The 17,723-nt window shown below is 63.4% G+C and carries 13 protein-coding genes; 3 read left to right on the plus strand and 10 right to left on the minus strand.

The genetic code is table 11. The annotated features are described in order from the left end of the window. Nucleotide 1: 1 nt before the first annotated feature. Genes CGL56_RS02365 through CGL56_RS02375 form a run of 3 tightly spaced genes read left to right on the plus strand, consistent with a single transcriptional unit; the run spans nt 2 to nt 4,806 of the window. The gene (locus tag CGL56_RS02365; RefSeq protein ID WP_099104888.1) at nt 2–1,039 is read left to right on the plus strand and encodes an imelysin family protein; all 1,038 of its coding nucleotides are present in this window, start codon (nt 2–4) and stop codon (nt 1,037–1,039) included. After that, nucleotides 1,023–2,324 carry an HTTM domain-containing protein gene (locus CGL56_RS02370; RefSeq protein ID WP_099104889.1) on the plus strand — a complete coding sequence of 434 codons (1,302 nt, stop codon included), beginning with the start codon at nt 1,023–1,025 and terminating at the stop codon, nt 2,322–2,324. The genes CGL56_RS02365 and CGL56_RS02370 overlap by 17 nt, the downstream gene beginning before the upstream one ends. Then, nucleotides 2,314–4,806: a TonB-dependent receptor domain-containing protein gene (locus CGL56_RS02375; protein ID WP_099104890.1), complete on the plus strand. Its 2,493-nt coding sequence runs from the start codon at nt 2,314–2,316 to the stop codon at nt 4,804–4,806. The genes CGL56_RS02370 and CGL56_RS02375 overlap by 11 nt, the downstream gene beginning before the upstream one ends. 18 nt (nt 4,807–4,824) lie before the next feature. On the opposite strand, the gene CGL56_RS02380 is transcribed toward CGL56_RS02375, so the two are convergent. The 10 genes from CGL56_RS02380 to CGL56_RS02425 form a co-directional block, all read right to left on the minus strand. Continuing rightward, nucleotides 4,825–5,313, minus strand: a complete 489-nt coding sequence (locus CGL56_RS02380; RefSeq protein ID WP_099104891.1) for a phosphoribosyltransferase family protein — start codon at nt 5,311–5,313, stop codon at nt 4,825–4,827. Between the two features lie 4 nt (nt 5,314–5,317). After that, nucleotides 5,318–7,594: a glycogen debranching protein GlgX gene (glgX, locus tag CGL56_RS02385; RefSeq protein ID WP_099104892.1), complete on the minus strand. Its 2,277-nt coding sequence runs from the start codon at nt 7,592–7,594 to the stop codon at nt 5,318–5,320. A gap of 131 nt (nt 7,595–7,725) precedes the next feature. Then, entirely contained in the window at nt 7,726–8,085 is a 360-nt protein-coding gene (locus tag CGL56_RS02390) for a CoA-binding protein (RefSeq protein WP_099104893.1), read from the minus strand. Nucleotides 8,086–8,189: 104 nt separating this feature from the next. Then, the gene (locus CGL56_RS02395; protein WP_099104894.1) at nt 8,190–8,840 is read right to left on the minus strand and encodes a MarC family protein; all 651 of its coding nucleotides are present in this window, start codon (nt 8,838–8,840) and stop codon (nt 8,190–8,192) included. A 213-nt stretch (nt 8,841–9,053) separates the two neighbouring features. Next, complete coding sequence (locus CGL56_RS02400) at nt 9,054–10,226, minus strand: thiolase family protein (RefSeq protein ID WP_099104895.1); 1,173 nt, start codon at nt 10,224–10,226, stop codon at nt 9,054–9,056. A 27-nt stretch (nt 10,227–10,253) separates the two neighbouring features. Then, entirely contained in the window at nt 10,254–12,653 is a 2,400-nt protein-coding gene (locus tag CGL56_RS02405; RefSeq protein ID WP_099104896.1) for a 3-hydroxyacyl-CoA dehydrogenase/enoyl-CoA hydratase family protein, read from the minus strand. A gap of 302 nt (nt 12,654–12,955) precedes the next feature. Beyond that, nucleotides 12,956–13,735 carry a hypothetical protein gene (locus CGL56_RS02410; protein ID WP_099104897.1) on the minus strand — a complete coding sequence of 260 codons (780 nt, stop codon included), beginning with the start codon at nt 13,733–13,735 and terminating at the stop codon, nt 12,956–12,958. Nucleotides 13,736–13,740: 5 nt separating this feature from the next. Then, complete coding sequence (locus tag CGL56_RS02415; RefSeq protein ID WP_099104898.1) at nt 13,741–16,200, minus strand: YfhO family protein; 2,460 nt, start codon at nt 16,198–16,200, stop codon at nt 13,741–13,743. 9 nt (nt 16,201–16,209) lie between these two features. Then, nucleotides 16,210–17,250 carry an NAD(P)H-dependent glycerol-3-phosphate dehydrogenase gene (locus CGL56_RS02420; RefSeq protein WP_099104899.1) on the minus strand — a complete coding sequence of 347 codons (1,041 nt, stop codon included), beginning with the start codon at nt 17,248–17,250 and terminating at the stop codon, nt 16,210–16,212. 63 nt (nt 17,251–17,313) lie between these two features. Further along, nucleotides 17,314–17,718: an RNA-binding S4 domain-containing protein gene (locus CGL56_RS02425; RefSeq protein WP_099104900.1), complete on the minus strand. Its 405-nt coding sequence runs from the start codon at nt 17,716–17,718 to the stop codon at nt 17,314–17,316. Nucleotides 17,719–17,723: the final 5 nt, after the last annotated feature.

A 17,723-nucleotide genomic window follows, 5' to 3' on the forward strand; every position in this document is an offset into this window, starting at 1 on the left:
CATGATCCGCTTTCTCCTCCTGCTCCTCGTTGCCGTGAGTGCCGCCGGTTGTGAAACCGACCCCGGCACCAGCCTAGCCCCCGCCAGTTTCGACCGGGCGGCCATGCTCGCCCACTGGGCCGACGACGTCATCATCCCGGCCTTCGAAGATTTCACCCGGGACGCGGACGATCTCCAGGCCGCCGCCACCTCCTTCGAAGCCACCCCTACGGCCGAAAGCCTCAGCGAAGTGCGCACGGCCTTCGCCACCGCCTACCTGGGCTGGCAGCGACTGAGCCCCTTCATGACCGGCCCCGGCGAAGACCACCGCCTCCGCGAGCAGCTCAATATCTACCCCACCAATACCGCCCGGTTGAAGGCCGGCAACACCGGTTCCCTGGAGCTTCCCTCGAACACCGACGTGCAGGGCTTCCCCGCCCTGGACTTCCTACTCTACGGCACCGAATCACCGGTGGAACACCGCGGCACGATCGCGGAGCTCAGCCGCCGCATTCACGGCCTGTCTTCCGCGGCGCTGGCTGACTGGACCACCGGCGGGTACCGCGACGCCTACGTGGCGGCCTCGGGCAACAGCGCGACGGCTTCGGTCGACCGCACCGTGAACGACTTCATCTACTGGTACGAGAAGTACCTGCGGGCCGGCAAGGTGGGCATCCCGGCCGGGGTGTTCTCCAACGGCCCGCGGCCGGAACTGGCCGAAGCTCCCTACCACGGTGGCCTGAGCAAGCAGCTGTTCCTGGAAGGCTTGAGTGCCGGGCGTGATTTCTTCAATGGTGAGCCCGGACTGGCCGATTACCTCGACGCCCTCAGCGTGGAGCGGGAAGGACAAGCCCTGAGTGCCCGCATCCAGAGTGGCTTTATCGCCGCTGCGGACCGCGCCTCCGGCCTCGATGCCGACGTGGCCACCCAGGTAACTACCAACAATACCGAACTGCTGCAGCTCTACGATGCCCTCCAGGCCAACGTCATTCTCCTCAAGGTCGATATGCTGCAGGCCCTGGGGATCAACGTAGACTACGTGGATGCGGACGGAGACTAGCGCGGCACCCCTGGTCGTTTTTAGATTCGGCTTTGGCCTGATGATGCTGCTCAGCATTGTGCGCTTCTGGGCGAATGGCTGGATCGAAAAACTGTACCTGGAGCCCGACTTTTTCTTCTCCTATCGCTACTTCGAGTGGGTCAAGCCCCTTGGGTCCTGGACCTACCTGCTCTTTGCCCTCGTGGCCGTCGCGGCGGCCTGCATCATGGTGGGTTACCGCTACCGCCTGGCCATGGCGGTCTTTTTCCTCGGCTTCACCTACATCGAGCTGATGGACAAGACCACCTACCTCAACCACTACTACTTCATCAGCCTGTTGTCCCTGCTGCTGTTCTGGATCCCCATTCCGGCGGGGCTGGCGGCGGCGCGCGGGTGCCGGGTGGACAAGGTATATATCCAGGCGCTCCAGCTTTTCGTAGCCATAGTGTACTTCTACGCCGGCCTGGCCAAACTCAACAGCGACTGGCTGCTGCACGCCCAGCCCCTGGCCATCTGGCTGCCCGCCCGCTACGACCTGCCTCTGCTGGGCGACCTGCTCCAACAGCGCTGGGTACATTTTGCTTTCGCCTGGGGCGGGGCGCTGTACGACCTGGCCATCCCCTTTCTGCTGCTGTGGCGCAGAACCCGGGTAATGGCCTTCGTACTCGTGGTCGTCTTCCACGTGCTTACGCGGGTGCTGTTCCCGATCGGGATGTTCCCCTACATCATGATCGTCAGCGCCCTGATCTTTTTCGGTCCGGAAGTCCACGAGCGCATCCTGGGCTGGCTGGCGCGGGGCCGTTCCCGCATCGCCGTGCGTTTCCCCCTGCCGCGGCCCAGCAGCGACTGGCGGCTCCTGCCCATCGGGGTCCTGCTGCTGTTCCACCTCCTCTTCCCCTTTCGCTATCTCCTGCAACCTGGGGAGCTCTTCTGGACCGAAAGCGGCTACCGCTTCTCCTGGCGGGTGATGCTGATGGAAAAGGCCGGCCTGGCCACCTTCCGCATCGAGGACGCTGACAGCGACCGTCGGGCGGTGGTTGACAACCGGGAGTTTCTTTCCGTCTTCCAGGAGAAACAAATGGCCTCCCAACCCGATTTCCTACTCGAGTTCGGGCATTTCCTGGCGGAAGAATACCGCAACCGCGGTTTCGTCCGGCCGGCGGTATACGTCGACAGCTACGTGGCCCTCAACGGGCGGCTCAGCCAGCGGTACGTGGATCCCCGGGTCGACCTCACCACCGTTTCCCGGGACGCGCCCGTACACCAATGGCTGCTGCCCTTTCAAGATACGATCTATGGATTCTGACCGCCTGCTTTTCCTGGTGTGCCTGTTGCTGGGATGGAGCTGTCTTTTCGGCCAGCGCACCGTTGGGCTGGTAGTAACCGATACTTCCGGGACCGCGATCCCGGACACCGAGATCTTCGTGGCCGAAACCGCACGGCTGTTCACCACCGACGCGGGCGGCCGGGCCGCGGTGGCCCTGCCGGCTACGGGGCCGGCTACCCTGACCGTCTTTGCCATCGGGTTTGCCACTCGCCAGGTTGCGGTGACTGGTGAGGAAGCTTCCCTGCGGCTGGAACTCCAGCCCCTGAGCCTGAACCTGAGCTCGGTAACCATCGTGGCCGAGGCCCGCCGGCGGGAGGCCCTGACCCGGCTGCGGGCGGTGGAGGGTACGGCCATCTACGCCGGCCGCAAAACTGAGGTCGTGAGCCTCGATGCCCTAACCGTGAACCTGGCCACCAACCAGGCCCGGCAGATTTACGGCGAGGTATCCGGCCTTAATATTTACGAAAACGACGACGCGGGGCTGCAACTGAACATCGGCGGCCGCGGCCTCGACCCCAGCCGGTCGGCCAGTTTCAACACCCGACAGAACGGCTACGACATCAGCGCCGACGTGCTGGGGTACCCCGAAAGCTACTACACTCCTCCGGCCGAGGCCCTGGCCCGGATCGAGGTCGTCCGGGGGGCGGCCAGCCTGCAGTACGGCACCCAGTTCGGTGGCCTGGTCAACTTCGTGTTCCGCGAGCCGGAACGCACCCGCCAGTTCGTGGTCAACAGCCGGCAGACGGTGGGCTCCAACGGGCTGTTCACCTCCTTCAACAGCCTGAGCGGGCAGACGGGCCCTGTGGGCTACTACGGCTTCTACAACTATAAGCGGGGCGACGGCTTCCGGCCCAATTCCGGCTTCCAGTCCCACAACGCCTTCCTCCACCTCGACTTTGCCCCCGCCTTCCTGCCCAATACCAGGATCGCGGCCGAATACACCTACCTGGACTACCTCGCCCAGCAGCCCGGAGGCCTGACGGACGCCCAGTTTTACCGTGACCCCTTCAGCAGCAACCGGGAACGCAACTGGTTCGCGGTCGACTGGCAGCTGTACAACCTGAAGGTCGAGCACCGCTTCAGTGTCCGCACCAACTTCAGCCTGAACGTCTTCGGCCTCGACGCCGGCCGGCGGGCGGTGGGCTTCCGGACCAATCGCGTAAGCCAGACCGAAGACCTCACCGCTCCCCGCGACCTACTCATCGGCCGGTTCCGCAACTACGGCGCGGAGGCCCGGATTCTGCACCGCTACCGCATCGGGCAGCAGGAAGCCATCGCCCTGCTGGGTACCAAGGTGTACCGCGCCAACAACGCTGCCATCCAGGGACCAGGCACCGCGGAGGGCGACGCCGATTTCAGCCTCGCTACCGACCGCTTCCCGAGCTACCCCAACCAGTCCGACTTCACCTTCCCGAACCGGAACGTGGCCGTCTTCGGTGAGCACATCTTCTACCTGACCGACCGCTTCAGCGTCACCCCCGGTGCCCGCTTCGAGTACATCCGCACGGAAAGCCGGGGCAGCTACCGCCGGTTCGACTTCGACCTGGCCGGCAACCCCATCCGCGAAGAAACCTTCACCGACGACCGGGTATTCGAACGCAACCTGCTGCTGCTCGGGGTGGGCCTGAGCTACCGTCACAGTGAAGGGCTGGAGGCTTTCGCCAACGTCAGCGAGAACTACCGCTCGGTCACCTTCAACGACATCCGTACGGTGAACCCCAGTTTCCAGATCGACCCCAACATCCGCGACGAGAGCGGCTATACCCTCGACGCCGGACTGAGGGGGCGGAAGGGGCGCTGGTCCTACACGGCCAACACCTTCGCCATACGCTACGGCAACCGCCTTGGGGAAGTGCTGACCCCGGAGGTGAGAACCAACGCCGACGGCCAGGAAGTGGAAACCGGACGTATCGTGCGCCGGCGCGGCAACATCGGTGCGGCCTTCCTGTACGGACTGGAGAGCCTGGTGGAATGGCGGCTCCTGGATCCCGCTACGGCCGCCGACGGATCCCAGCCCTATGCCCTCACCCTGTTCGCCAACACCAGTCTGACGGACTCCCGCTACACCGATTCCGAAATTGCCGGGGTAGCCGGCAATCGGGTGGAGTTTATTCCCCGGCTGAACCTGAAGACCGGCCTCCGCTTCGGCTACGGCAACCTGCTCGGCTCCCTGCAGTACAGCTACCTGTCGCGGCAGTACACCGACGCCAGCAACGCCGAACAGGACCGGGCCGACAACCAGAGCGGTATCGTGGGCAGCATCCCGGCCTACGGGGTGGCGGACCTCAGCCTGAGCTACCGCTGGCGGTTCCTGACCCTGGAATCGGGCATCAACAACCTGATGAACGAAAGCTATTTCACCCGCCGGGCCACCGGCTACCCGGGACCGGGCATCATCCCTAGTGCCCCGCGCACTTTCTACCTGACCCTTGCCCTGCAACTGCCGGGCGGGGCGCGCTAGCGCACGGTAAAGGATGGGCTACTGGAGGACGGCAAGGTCCTCCTCACCGAATTCCACGACAATATTATCTCCGAGGGTGGTGGACAACACCATGCCGCTGTAGGTGACGTAGATGGGCCAGTTCTTGTGCTGGCGGTCCACCAGGACGGCAACCTCAATCTTGCTGGGCAGCACCCGGTGGAGGGCACCGAGGGCGTAGAAGAGCGTGCGCCCGGTATTGGCTACATCGTCGACGACCAGCACGGGCTTGCCGTTCAGCTCCTCCACGTCGTGGTCAAGTTCCGGACCGGCGGCCAGCGGATCGGCCGGATCCATCCGCAAATTCCAGAGGTGGAGGGGTGCCTGGGATATCCTCCTCAGGTCCTGTTCCAGCCGGTGGGCGAGCTCCATGCCCCGGCGGTTGATGCCAAGGATGTAGAGCTCGCTCTCCTCCGTATTTCGTTCAAGGATCTCCATCGCCAGGCGGGTCACCTTGGCGTTGATCTGGGTATGGGTAAGTAACTGCATCGGGCTATTCCTGAATCATCTGCAGCAATTTACGCACCTGCTCCACAATGGACACCTTGCGTTTGCCTTCCTCGGTTTGGTTGGCGGCGCGCAGCTTGAGGCGGAAGAGGTATAAACTGCGGGGGCCCAGCAGGAAAGGCTCATCGGCGAGGTAATCCTTCGGTGGCGGAATTTTACTGGTGTGGGTATCCACCAGCAATTCCCAGCGGGTATACTCCCGTACGCCCGGCAGGTTGAACTCCACCCCTTCCCAGTAGCCGTTGAGGATCATGAGGAAGATATCGTCCTTGATGCGCCGGCCGCGCTCGTCGTATTCGTCCATGCCCTCGCCGTTGAGGATCATGCCGACGCTGCGCTGGTTGCCGTCGGCCCAGTTTTCTTCCGTCATTTCGTGGCCGGCGGGGTTCAGCCACAGAATGTCACTGATGGCCGTATCCTGGATCTTGAGGCCGCTGAAGAAACGACGGCGGTGGAAAACGGGGTTTTCCCGCCGCAGGGTAATCAGGTAGCGGGTGAATTCGTGGAGTTCCTTCTGATCCTTGTCCCAGTTCCAGTCGAACCAGCTGATGGGGTTGTCCTGGCAGTAGGCGTTGTTGTTGCCCATCTGGGTGCGGCCGTATTCGTCGCCCATGCTGATCATTGGTACCCCCTGGCTGAAGAGGAGGGTGGCCAGTTGGTTGCGCTGCATCCGCAGGCGAAGGGCCTGGATCTCCGGGTCGTCGGTTGGCCCTTCCACCCCGCAGTTCCAGCTGTTGTTGTGGGATTCTCCGTCGTTGTTTTCCTCGCCGTTGGCCAGGTTGTGCTTTTCGTTGTAGCTGTAGAGGTCGCGCAGGGTAAAGCCGTCGTGGGCGGTCACGAAATTGATGCTCGCCGCCGGGCGCCGGCCGCTGAGTTCGTAGAGGTCGCTGCTGCCCGTAAGGCGGTATGCCAGGTCGGCTACTCCGGCCGCGTCGCCCTTCCAGAACTCCCGGACGCTGTCGCGGTACTTTCCGTTCCATTCCGACCAGAGCACGGGAAAGGCCCCCACCTGGTAGCCGCCGGGACCGACGTCCCAGGGTTCGGCGATGAGCTTCACCTGGCTGATGATGGGGTCCTGGTGGATGGTGTCGAGGAAGGTACTCAGCTTGCCCACCTCGTAAAGTCCGCGGGCCAGGGCGCTGGCCAGGTCGAAGCGGAACCCGTCGACGTGCATTTCCGTCACCCAGTACCGCAGGCTGTCCATCACGAGCTGGAGGGAGCGGTTGTGGACCATGTTGACCGTATTGCCGGTGCCGGTATAGTCCATGTAGAACTCCTTGCTGTCCTCAACGAGGCGGTAGTAGGCCTGGTTGTCCAGCCCCTTCATGCCCAGCATCGGACCGTAGTGGTTGCCTTCGGCGGTGTGGTTGTAGACGACGTCGAGGATGACCTCCAGTCCGGCCTTGTGCAGGGCCTTGACCATGTCCTTGAACTCCTTGACCTGCTCGCCGGCCCGCCCGGATGAAGCGTAGTCGGCGTGGGGAGCGAAGAAGCACTGGGAATTGTAGCCCCAGTAGTTGCGCAGCCCCTTGTCGATGAGGTGGCTGTCCTGGACGAAGTGGTGTACCGGCATCAGCTCCACGGCGGTGATGCCCAGGTTCTTCAGGTACTCGATGGTCACCGGATGGGCCAGACCGGCGTAGGTGCCGCGTAGTTCTTCGGGGATGGCGGGCAGCTGTTGGGTCAGCCCCTTCACGTGCATCTCGTAGATGACCGTTTCGTGCATCGGGCGCTCCAGCCGTACGTCGCCTTCCCAGTCGTAGCGGGTGTCGATCACCACCCCCTTGGTGATGTAAGGGGCGCTGTCCTGCTCGTCCATTTTCAGGTAGCGCTCCGGGTCTTCGTCGTGGATGGGGTAAGGGAATACGGCGGGGTGCCAGTCGATGGTCCCGTCGATGGCCTTGGTGTAGGGATCGATGAGCAGCTTGTTGGCATTGTAGAGCTTGCCTTCCTTGGGGTTCCAGTCGCCGTGGGCGCGGAATCCGTAGCGCCACCCGGTCTCCAGTTTGGGGATGTAGCAGTGCCAGACCTGGTCGGTCTGTTCCATCATCTGGATGCGATAGGCTTCCTCATTGGGGGAATCCTGCCGGAAAAGGCAGAGGTCCATACGGGTAGCGCCCTCGCTGAAGACGGCGAAATTGGTGCCCTTGGGCGTCCAGGTGGCACCGAGGGGATACGGCCTGCCCGGCCAGATTTCAATATTGTCAAAGGTGCCGTAGGGCTTTTTGCGCTGGAGGTCCGCAATCGTTTTCGCTTTCGTCATAAAAGTGCATTTGCCGGTGGAATCAGCCACCGCCGGCCCCGTAAGGTTGATGGGAAATACTAATGAATGGCTAACTAGGGTAACCCCACTTTTGCCCCCGGCGTTCACCCCGGGCGGGTCGGATACCCATTTCAGTAGCTGTCGCCGGCCAGCATTACCAGGGTACAGCCGTACACTACCTCGATGCCCGCTTCCCGGGCCAGGCGTACCAGTTCGGCGTTTTCCGTACCCGGATTAAAGATGATGCGCCGGGGCGCCACGCGCAGGAGCCAATCGTAGTACTCGGGCTGGTGCTGGGGGCCGATGTAGAGGGTCACGGTGTCGATTTCCGGGACGTCGGGCTTGCCATTCAGGATCTCACGGCCCTTGATGCGACCTTTCTTGATGCCCACCGGGATGATTTCGTGGCCCCGGTTGGCGAGGCGTTCGGCGGCCAGGTAAGCAAAACGGGAGGGGTTGGGCGTGGCTCCCAGGATCAAAGTGGTCTTCACGGTCAGGGTTATATTCAGTACGTATTCCCGTAAGCAACAGCGGAACGCGCCCGCTTGTGCTGGCTTCCCCGGCTTTCCCCGGCACCCGCGCTCCGCCGCCGCTCCTACTTGCGCATCAGCTCCACCTGGGGCCAGATGTCGCCCACCAGGCTGACAACCCCGTAAATGAGCAGCTGGATGCCGATGGCCATCACCAGAAAGCCCATGATGCAGCTAAGGGCGCTCAGACCAGCGCGGCCCAGCAAGCGGAACAACAGGGGGGCATACTGCAGGGTGATGAACACCAGCACGGCCATGACGGCCACGACGCCAACGATGAGGGCGCTCACTTCCCAGCTCGGATCACTGGCCGAAAGACCGATCAGCAGGGAGATGCTGCCGGGACCGGAAAGCATGGGCATGGCCATGGGGGTGAAGCTGATGTCCTCCTTGGCCTGGGCCTCCTCCTCGATCTGGTGACTGATGCGGCGGCGCTCGAACTTGCTGTTCAGCAGGCCGTAACCGCTGTTGATGATGATGAGCCCGCCGGCGATCTGCAGGGCGTTCAGGGAGATGCCGAAAAAGTTCAGGATCACCGACCCGGCAAAGAAGAAGGTCACCAGGATCACCATGAAGTACAGGGCCGTCCGCCGGGCGGTATGCGACCGCTCCACGTTGCTATAATCGTTGGTCAGGGTGAGGTACATAGGTACCGCCCCGAAGGGGTTAACCACCGAAAACAGGGATCCGAGCGTCGCAAAGAAGAAGCTAATCATACGGCCAAGAACGCACTTCCGCCGGGCAAGTTGCCTCCTGGCGGCCAGGCGGCTACTCCGCCCCCGCTACGTATTATTTCGCGGCCCACCCGCCGGGGCGTCTTATGGCGCCCCGGCGGGTATCGTCGGCCTAATTGCGTATGGTGGAAAAGCCGGGAAACGGGCAATTCGCGCATGCGGTTGCCCTCCCTTTTTTCCGGAAATTAACGTTTCCTACAGCCGTTCGTAGATGCCAGCGATGCCCTGTCCGCCGCCGACGCAGGCGGTGACCATGCCGTAGCGGAGGTCGCGGCGCCTCATTTCATTAAGCAGCTGGATCGACAGCTTCGCCCCCGTACAACCCAGGGGGTGGCCCAGGGCGATGGCACCACCGTTGACGTTGACGATCTCCGGGTCTATGCCCATCTCGCGGATGACGGCCAGGGACTGGGTAGCAAAGGCCTCGTTTAGCTCCACGAGCTCCACGTCCTTCAGCTGCAGTCCGGCCTGCCGCAGGGCCTTCGGGATGGCCACACAGGGACCGATGCCCATGTACAGCGGGTCGACGCCTCCAACCGAGCAGCTCACTAGGCGGGCGATGGGCTCGAGGCCCAGTTGCTTCACCATTTCGCCGCTCATCACGATGACGAAGGCTACCCCGTCGCTGGTCTGGCTGCTGTTTCCGGCCGTCACTACCCCACCCTGCTGGAATACGGGGCGGAGCTTGCTCAGGGCCTCCATGCTGGTCGAGCGGCGGACGCCCTCGTCGACGGCCACCGTATGGCTGCTGGTCTGCCGCTTGCCGTCCTTGACGAACACCTCTTCCACCTCAACGGGCAGGATTTCGTCGGCGAACAGCCCCTGGTCGATGGCGGCCGCGGCCCGTTCGTGGCTGCGCACCGCGAAGCGGTCGGCGTCCTCCCGGCTGACGTTGTACTTCCTGGCCACGGCCTCGGCCGTGATGCCCATGCTGACGACGTAGTCCGGCGTGGTGCTGGCCACCTCGTAGCTGGGGGCCAGCTTGTAGCCCGTCATGGGAATGTGGCTCATGCTTTCGGCACCGCCGGCCACGAAACACTCGCCCATCCCGGCCTTGATCTTGGCCACCGCCATGGCGATGGTTTCCAGGCCACTGGCGCAGTAGCGGTTCACGGTGACGCCGGGGACCGACTTGCCGAGGGCGCGCAGGCTGATCTGGCGACCGACCTGCAGCCCCTGCTCCCCTTCCGGGTTGGCGCAGCCCACCAGGACGTCGTCGACGACCTGGGGGTCGATCTTGTCGTTGCGTTCAAACAGGGCCTGGATGACCCGTACGGCCAGGTCATCGGAGCGGAAATTCCGGAATCCACCGCGGCCGGCTTTGCCAACGGCGCTGCGCAGGCCACTTACGATATATGCTTCTTTCATGGTATTTTCTTCTTTGGTTTGGGGTGGCTAGTTCCGCAGGGGCTTGTTGGTTTGCAGCATGTGCTGGATGCGTTCCAGGGTCTTCTGCTCGCCGCACAGGCTCAGGAAGGCCTCCCGCTCGATGTCCAGCAGGTACTGCTCGCTCACCTGCTGGGTGCCGGTGAGGTCGCCGCCGCAGAGCACCCAGGCGATCTTCTTGGCGATCTTGATGTCGTGCTCGCTGGCGTACTGCCCCCGCCGCAGTTCGTTGGCGGCGGCGTAGAGGGCCGCCAGGCCGCCGCGCCCGAGGACGGTGATGTCCTCACGCTGCTGCGGCATGGTGTAGCCGTCGTCGGCAAGGTCCAGCACCATCCGCTTGGCTTCGGTGAGGTTGCGGTCCTTGTTGACGACGACCTTGTCCCGGCCCTTGATGAGGTAGCCGTGGTGGTAGGCCTCGTAGGCGCTGGTCGATACCGAGGCCATGGCGATGGTCTTGAAACGCTCGATGAGGGTGGGGATCATCACGTCGCCCTCGAAGAAGCTGTCGCTCGTCCGCAGGGCAAACTCCTTGGTGCCCGCGCCCGCGGGGATGACACCGATGCCGGCTTCCACCAGTCCGATGTAGCTCTCCGCCGCCACAGCCGCTCCGTCGCAGTGCATAACGCTCTCGCAGCCGCCGCCGAAGACGTAGCCCTGGGTAGCGGCCACTACCGGAATGGCCGAGTAGCGCAGCCGCATCACGCTCTGCTGGAAAAGGTTGACGGCCATATTGAGCTCCTCGAACTCCTGCTGGTAGGCCAGTTGGGCGATCATCATGAGATTGGCGCCCACGCTGAAGTTGTCGGCGTTGTTGCCGAGCACCATGCCCCGCCAGCCTTCTTCCTCGAGCTTGGTGATGGCTTCCTGGTAGCCGCGCAGCACGCCTTCGCCGATGCTGTTGTAGGCACTGGTGAACTCCAGGCAGGCCACCCCGTCGCCGATGTCGTGGAGGGTGACTTCGCTGTTCTGGTAGACCGGCTTCTGGTCCCGGAGGTTGTCCAGGATGATGAAGGCTTCGGTACCGGGCTTGACGCGGTAGGATTTCGACTGGAGGTCATAGTACTTCAGCTGGCCGCCTTCGCGCTTGTAGAAGCTGTCGTGGCCGGCGGCCTGCATTTCCTTCACCCAGGCGGGGATGGTGGCCCCGTCGGCTTCGGCCGCGTCGATGCCGGCCTGCAGCCCTACGGCATCCCAGTACTGGAAGGGGCCCAGCTTCCAGGCGTAACCGGCCCGCATGGCGTCGTCGATGCTGTACAGGTTGTCGCTGATCTCCGGGATGCGGTTGGCCGAATAGGCGAACAGTCCGGCCAGCATGCGGCGCACGAAGGTGCCGCCCTGGTCCTCGGCGCTGAAGAGGGCCTTCACCCGCCGGGGCAGGTCATCGATCTGCTTGGCGGTTTTCAGGCTGGGCAGGTCCTCGCGGGCGGGGGCCTCGTATTCCAGGGTTTTCAGGTTCAGCCCGAGGATCTGGCGGTTGCCCTCCTCGTCGAGCACTTTCTTGTAGAAGCCCTGCCCGGTCTTGTTGCCCAGGAAGTTGTTGTCGATCAGGAACTGGTAGTATTGGGGAATTTCCAGCACGGCCGCCGCCTCGTCGTCGGGGGCGTTCTCGCGGATGCCCGTCATGACGTGGGCCCCCGTGTCGTGGCCCACCAGGTCGCCCAGGCGGAAGGTGCCCGTTTTGGGACGGCCCAGGGCGGGTCCGGTCAGTTTGTCTACCGTTTCAATGCGCAGCCCCAGCTCGTCGGTCAGGGCATAACTCTTCGACAGGCTGTACACCCCGATGCGGTTGCCAATGAAGGCGGGGGTATCCTTGGCCATTACCGTGGTCTTGCCAAGGTAGAGATCGCCGTAGTGCATGAAAAAGTCGAGCACCTCCTGCTTCGTGTCCGGGCCGGGAATGATTTCGAACAGCCGCAGGTAGCGCGCCGGGTTAAAAAAGTGGGTGCCGCAGAAGTGCTGGCGGAAATCTTCGCTCATCCCCTCCTGAATCATCCGGATGGGGATGCCCGAGGTATTGGTGGTTACCAGACTGCCCGGTTTCCTCACCTTGTCTACCTGCCCGAGCACCTTCTGCTTGATGTCCAGCCGCTCGACCACCACCTCGATGATCCAGTCGTAGTCGGCCAGCTTGTCCATATCATCGGTGAAGTTGCCCACCGTGATGCGCTTGGCGAAGTCCTTGTCGTACAAGGGGGCCGGTTTCGACTTGATGGCCGTCTGCAGGGCTTGGGTCGCTACGGAATTGCGGACGGCGGGGTTGGTTTCGGTATCGTCCATGTCGCGGGGCAGGATGTCGAGCATCAGTACCTCGAGGCCAACGTTGGCAAAGTGACAGGCGATCCCGGAGCCCATTACGCCGGAGCCGAGCACGGCGGCGCGGCGGATGTGTCGGGAGGAGTGTTTGGTCATATCATGATCGTTTAGCGAAAATTCGCTGGCTAAGGTAAATAAAAGGCATCGGCGGCCCAAAAGTTACGGGGCGGATAGGATATCGCATTTCGTCACACCGGTGGTTTTACCGGGTCCTCGGGGTTTGGATGAACAGGTGGCTCCCATCTGGCAGGCCCGCACTATGAGGCACCAGCGTGATGACACCGGTTGCCCCGTACTCCAACCTATCGTCAGAACGGGGGCGCGGGTTTACGCTACGGTGCCTTCGGGCGCCAATTCCAGCAATGTAAATGGTAGTTGGGTTGGCCAGGTGGTAGCCCCTACTCCCGGCGCAACAGCAGCTGGTGGATGATGATCCCTTTCTCGGCCTTTTCGTCCCAGGGCAGGTCAATGCACGAGGCGGTGTCCCCGTTGCAGCATTCGCGGCACTGGGTGTGGCGGGCGTCCAGGAAGCGCTCCACCAGTCCGCGACCGGGGGCGTAGCGCTCGTAGGCCGACCGCAGGTCGATCAGGTTGTCGATGGCGGCCTGGTCGACCGTCACCACGCTGTCGAGTTGCAGGCCGGTAGGCAGGGTGAGTTGCTCCCCGGTGTTTGTGTAGCGGTAGGCCCAGCCGTTGTAGACGTCCAGGAATTCCGGCCCCACGGCCACGTCGCGGGAAGCATCGAAGGCCGTATGCCCGTCCCACCGCACGCCATCCCGCAGGGGCAGCACCAGTTTAGTGAAGCTGAGGTTGTCCTCGCTGCGCACCACGGCGGTGGCCGTCCGGGTTACGGTGAAGGTTTGCTTGAAGGTGAAGTTCTGGCTCTCGTCGGCCCGCTCCCACCGTTCCCCGCGGAAGACCAGGGCTCCGTCGGCTCCGACGAAGGTTTCCACCAGGGTTTCCCGGGCTTCTACCCGGGCGGTGTCGTAGCGGATGCCGGAGACCGTGGGGGTCAGCACGATGCTGTCGACGCGGTAGTAGGCCGGCCGGTTCAACTCCAGGGGGTAGTAGGTTTCCAGGGCCGATTCGGTCGCCGGGGTCAGCACTTCTTCCTCGCAGCCGGTCGCGAGCAGGATCAGCAGAGAGGGAAACAGCAGGGAAATGAGCTTACTTTTCATAGAGGTCAGTCTTGTCCTGGAGCGGAGCGGTAGCGGTACCACCCGGCCGCTGCCACGCCCAGCAGGATCAGAACGCTGCAGATCAGCGAGATGGTACGCCCGATGCTGTAACTCCGCGGATCGAAACGCATCGTAATGGTATGCTCGCCGGCCGGTACCCGCAGGGCCCGCAGGGCGTAGTTGGCCCGGATGAGCTCGGCTTCCGTTCCGTCGATAGTGGCCTCCCAGCCGAGGTCCGGACCGTACCAGATCTCCGAGAAGACAACCAGCTGCTCCGAGGGCGAATTGAAACGGTACTGCAGTTCATTGGGCTGATAGCTGGTCAGCTCGATGCTCCCCTGCCCCGTTGGATCGAGGGCGGCGAGCGCGGGTGCAAAGGAATTGTCGACAATAGCCGTGCTCCGCAGGTCCTCCACCTCGCCCAGGGCGGCAAACTCGGCATCGGGGCCCTCGACGAACCGGATGTCGTCCACCAGCCAGGCGTTGCCGAAGGCGTCGGGATTGCGCTGGGCCGAAAGCTCACCATTTTCCCCCGGAACCAGGAAGTACTTGGTGTTCAGCATGTTGATGACGTCCATGTCGCGGGGGGCCAGGTAGCCGTCGATCAGGTCCTGGTAGCGCCGCATTTTTACGGCCGAGTACCCGCCCAGGCTCTTGTGGAAATAGCTGGTGAAGGCATCCTGGTCGAGCGGCCGCGACAGGTTGAGTACCCGGTAGTTAGGGTCGGGGTCCTGGAGGATCTGTTGGTCCGCCGGACTGGGCTGCACGGCGTTCGTGATGGCGCGGGCGGGCTGGAAATCGTCGTGGGTCAGGTAGCGTCCGTTCACGCCGACAAAGTCCACCAGTCCCAGCAGTCCGATGGCCAGGGCCGCCCAGGTGAAGCCCAGGGTTCCTTTCCAGAGCAGGTACAGCAGCCCGAAGGTGAGTCCGACGAAAAGCAGACTGCGCAGGGCATCGGTGTAGTAGACGTCCGCCCGGGTAGCTTCCAGGGCACCGACCAGCTGGTTTACGTCGCCCTGCCCTCCGGTGAAACGCGCGATCTGGGCGGCGTCCTGGGGGGCGCTGAAGTCGAGGGTCATGCCCAGGACGACCACGAGGAGACCCAGCCCAGCAGCGGTAAATCCGGCCCGCTTGAGCTGGATCCCCGCGAAAGTGGATTCCGCTTGCTTCAGTTCCCACCAGCGGTGGAGGCCCAGGACGCCCAGGGCGACCATTAAAAAGGTGGACACACTGAGGGCGGAGTTCGGCGTCCGGAAGTTGTTAAGCAGGGGCAGGTTATCGAACAGGAAGCGGTTGATCCAGCCGCCGTTGCTGCCGAGGCTCAGCAGGAAAATGAAGAGGGTGCCCCCCGTGAGCCAGATCCGCACCGGGGTGGAAGCGGTGAAGAGGCCGAAGATGAAGAGCGCCCACGCCACCGCTCCTAGGTAAATCGGCCCCTCCGTAAACGGCAGGCTGCCATGGTAGAGGGGAGCGGGGAAAGTTTCGGGCACCCGGAAACCCGAGCGGGTCATGGCCTGGCCAAAGTCGGTGTCGCGGTCGATCTCCTGACCACTGCCGCCCCCGGCCGCCAGGGGTGCGTAGGTGGCCAGCATATCCTTGAAGCCGTTGCTCCACTGCATGGCGTAGCCATAATCGAGTCCGCCGTCGGGATCGGCTTTGCCGGTGGCCGGTCCATCGGCTTCGGAGGTGGAAGAAAGCACCGCCCCACCCCGCATCGACTGCGGCAGGTACTCCGCCGTGGTGAGCAGGTTGCTGGCGCCGGCCCCTACGGCCAGCGCCAGTCCCACGAGCAATACGCCCATGGCCCGGGCAAAAACGGCGAGGGTGCCGGCCCGGAAGTGGCGGACCAATTCCGCCACGCCCAGGAAAGGCAGGGTAAGGCCGAAGTAGTACAGCATCTGGGGGTGGTTGGCCAGAATGGCCAGCCCCATCCCCAGGGCAAAGATTGCCCCCCCGATCAGGTAGCGGCGGCGGAAGGCCAGCAGTACCCCGGCGGCCACCAGCGGCAGGTACATGATCACGCCCAGCTTGCTCACGTGGCCAGCGTCGTAAAGCACGATGTTGTTGGTAGCGATGCCGGCCGTCACCGCCCCGGCAATACTGAGCCAGGGGCTGACGCCCAGCAACACCATCATCAGGTAGAAGGTCAGCATTCCGCTGAAGATGTAGCCCGCCGGTCCGCCCAGAAAACCCCGAAACAGGCGGTTGGCGTACTTCAGCTGGTTGCCCTCACTCACCTTGGTGATCTGGTAGGTGGGCATGCCCCCGAACATGGCGTTGGTCCAGTTGGTCCGCTCCCCGGTAGCTTCCTGGAATTCGGTCAGCTCCCGCGAAGCCCCCCGGTACTGGACGATGTCGCCCTGCTGCAGGCCCTCCCCCTGAAACTGGGGCAGGAAGAGCACGATCACGGTGAGGTAGAAGACGACCACGGCAATCAGGTGGGGCAGAAAGGTCTTGGGCTGCATGCAGGAGGCTTAAAGGAAATCGACGTCGACGTCGTAGGGATAGGTAATGAGGTAGTTCATGGCTTCCGCCACCGGGTACTGCTCGAAGACGATCTGGTACAGCATCTCGGTGATCGGCACCCGCAGCCGCAGGCTGCGGGCCAGATGGCGGGTGATCATCAGGGTGCGTACCCCCTCGGCCAGTTCCTGGCTGGTGGCCATCACCTCCTCCAGGCTCTCGCCGGAGCCAATGCGGTAGCCGAACATGTAGTTGCGGCTTTTCTTGGAGGTGGCCGTGGCGATCAGGTCGCCGATGCCGGCGGTGCCAAAGAAGGCGCGCTTGTCGCTGCCCAGCGCCTGGCCGAAGTGGACCATCTCCACCAGTCCGCGGGTGATGAGCATGGCCTGGATGTTTTTGCCCAGCCCCACCCCCTTCAGGATGCCGGACCCCAGGGCAATGACGTTCTTGAGCACCCCGGCCAGTTCGGCTCCCAGCAGGTCGTGGGTACCGAAGACGTGCAACTGCCGGGATTTCAGGACCACCTTGGCCCGGTCGATCACCTCGTCGAACTTGCTGGCGATTACCGAGGCGGAGGGCTGCCCGTCGAGCAACTCCCGCGCCAGGTTGGGCCCGGTGAGGGCGCCGACCCTCACCACCACGCTTTCCTGGCGGATCACGTCCGTCATGGTGTGGACGTTCTTGCGGTCGATGCCGGTGGTGGGTATGTGCCGCTCGTCGAGGCCGGTAACGTCGAGGCCCTTGGTGCCGTGGATCAGCACGTGGCTCGGCCGCAGGTGCTCGGTGATGCTCTGCATCATGTCCCGGAAGTTGTTCGAGGGCACGATGGGTAGGATCAGCTGGCAGCGCTCGGCCACTTCGGCGAAGTCGTTCACCAGGCGGATGCGCGCATTGAGGGGTACCCCGAAGCGGAAACGCTCCCGGTTCAGCCGCTCGGTGAGTTCCGGATTACGGCTATAGACGAGCACGTCCGTGTTGCGGGCCAGCAAATTGGCCATGGCGGTACCGAAGGTACCCGCCCCGATCACGCCTACGGGTTCCGCTTTGGGCATAGTAAGGATTGTGGGTTGCGAAGGTAAGGCGCGGGACCCAGCTGGCCCGGCCGCCCCTGGCGGTTATTCATCACCGTCGTCCCAGAGCTGGTCCTCCTTGAAGGATTCAATCTCCCGCCGCTCCCGCTTGGTGGGCCGGCCCAGTCCCTTCTCGCGGAACTCGCCCTGGGTCTTGCCCACGAACCAGTCCTTGTACTTGTTCATCTCCTCCTCCGTGGTGTGGTTCACGTAGCAGGTCACGGCCAGGGGGGCGCCCACCCGCTTGTTGAGCAGCTTCACCACTTCCAGGTCCAGGTTGAAGCCTTCCTTCTGCACCAGCAGCCGGTCGCCCACCGTAACGTTGGAACTCGGCTTTACGGGCTCCCCGTTCAGGCGCACCTTGCCCTTCTTGATCACGTCGGCGGACAGCGTCCGGCTCTTGAAAATGCGGACGGCCCACAGCCACTTGTCGATTCTTACTTTATCCATAGGCA

Origin of the sequence: Neolewinella marina (genome assembly GCF_002631205.1) — a bacterium.
Lineage (GTDB): Bacteria > Bacteroidota > Bacteroidia > Chitinophagales > Saprospiraceae > Neolewinella > Neolewinella marina.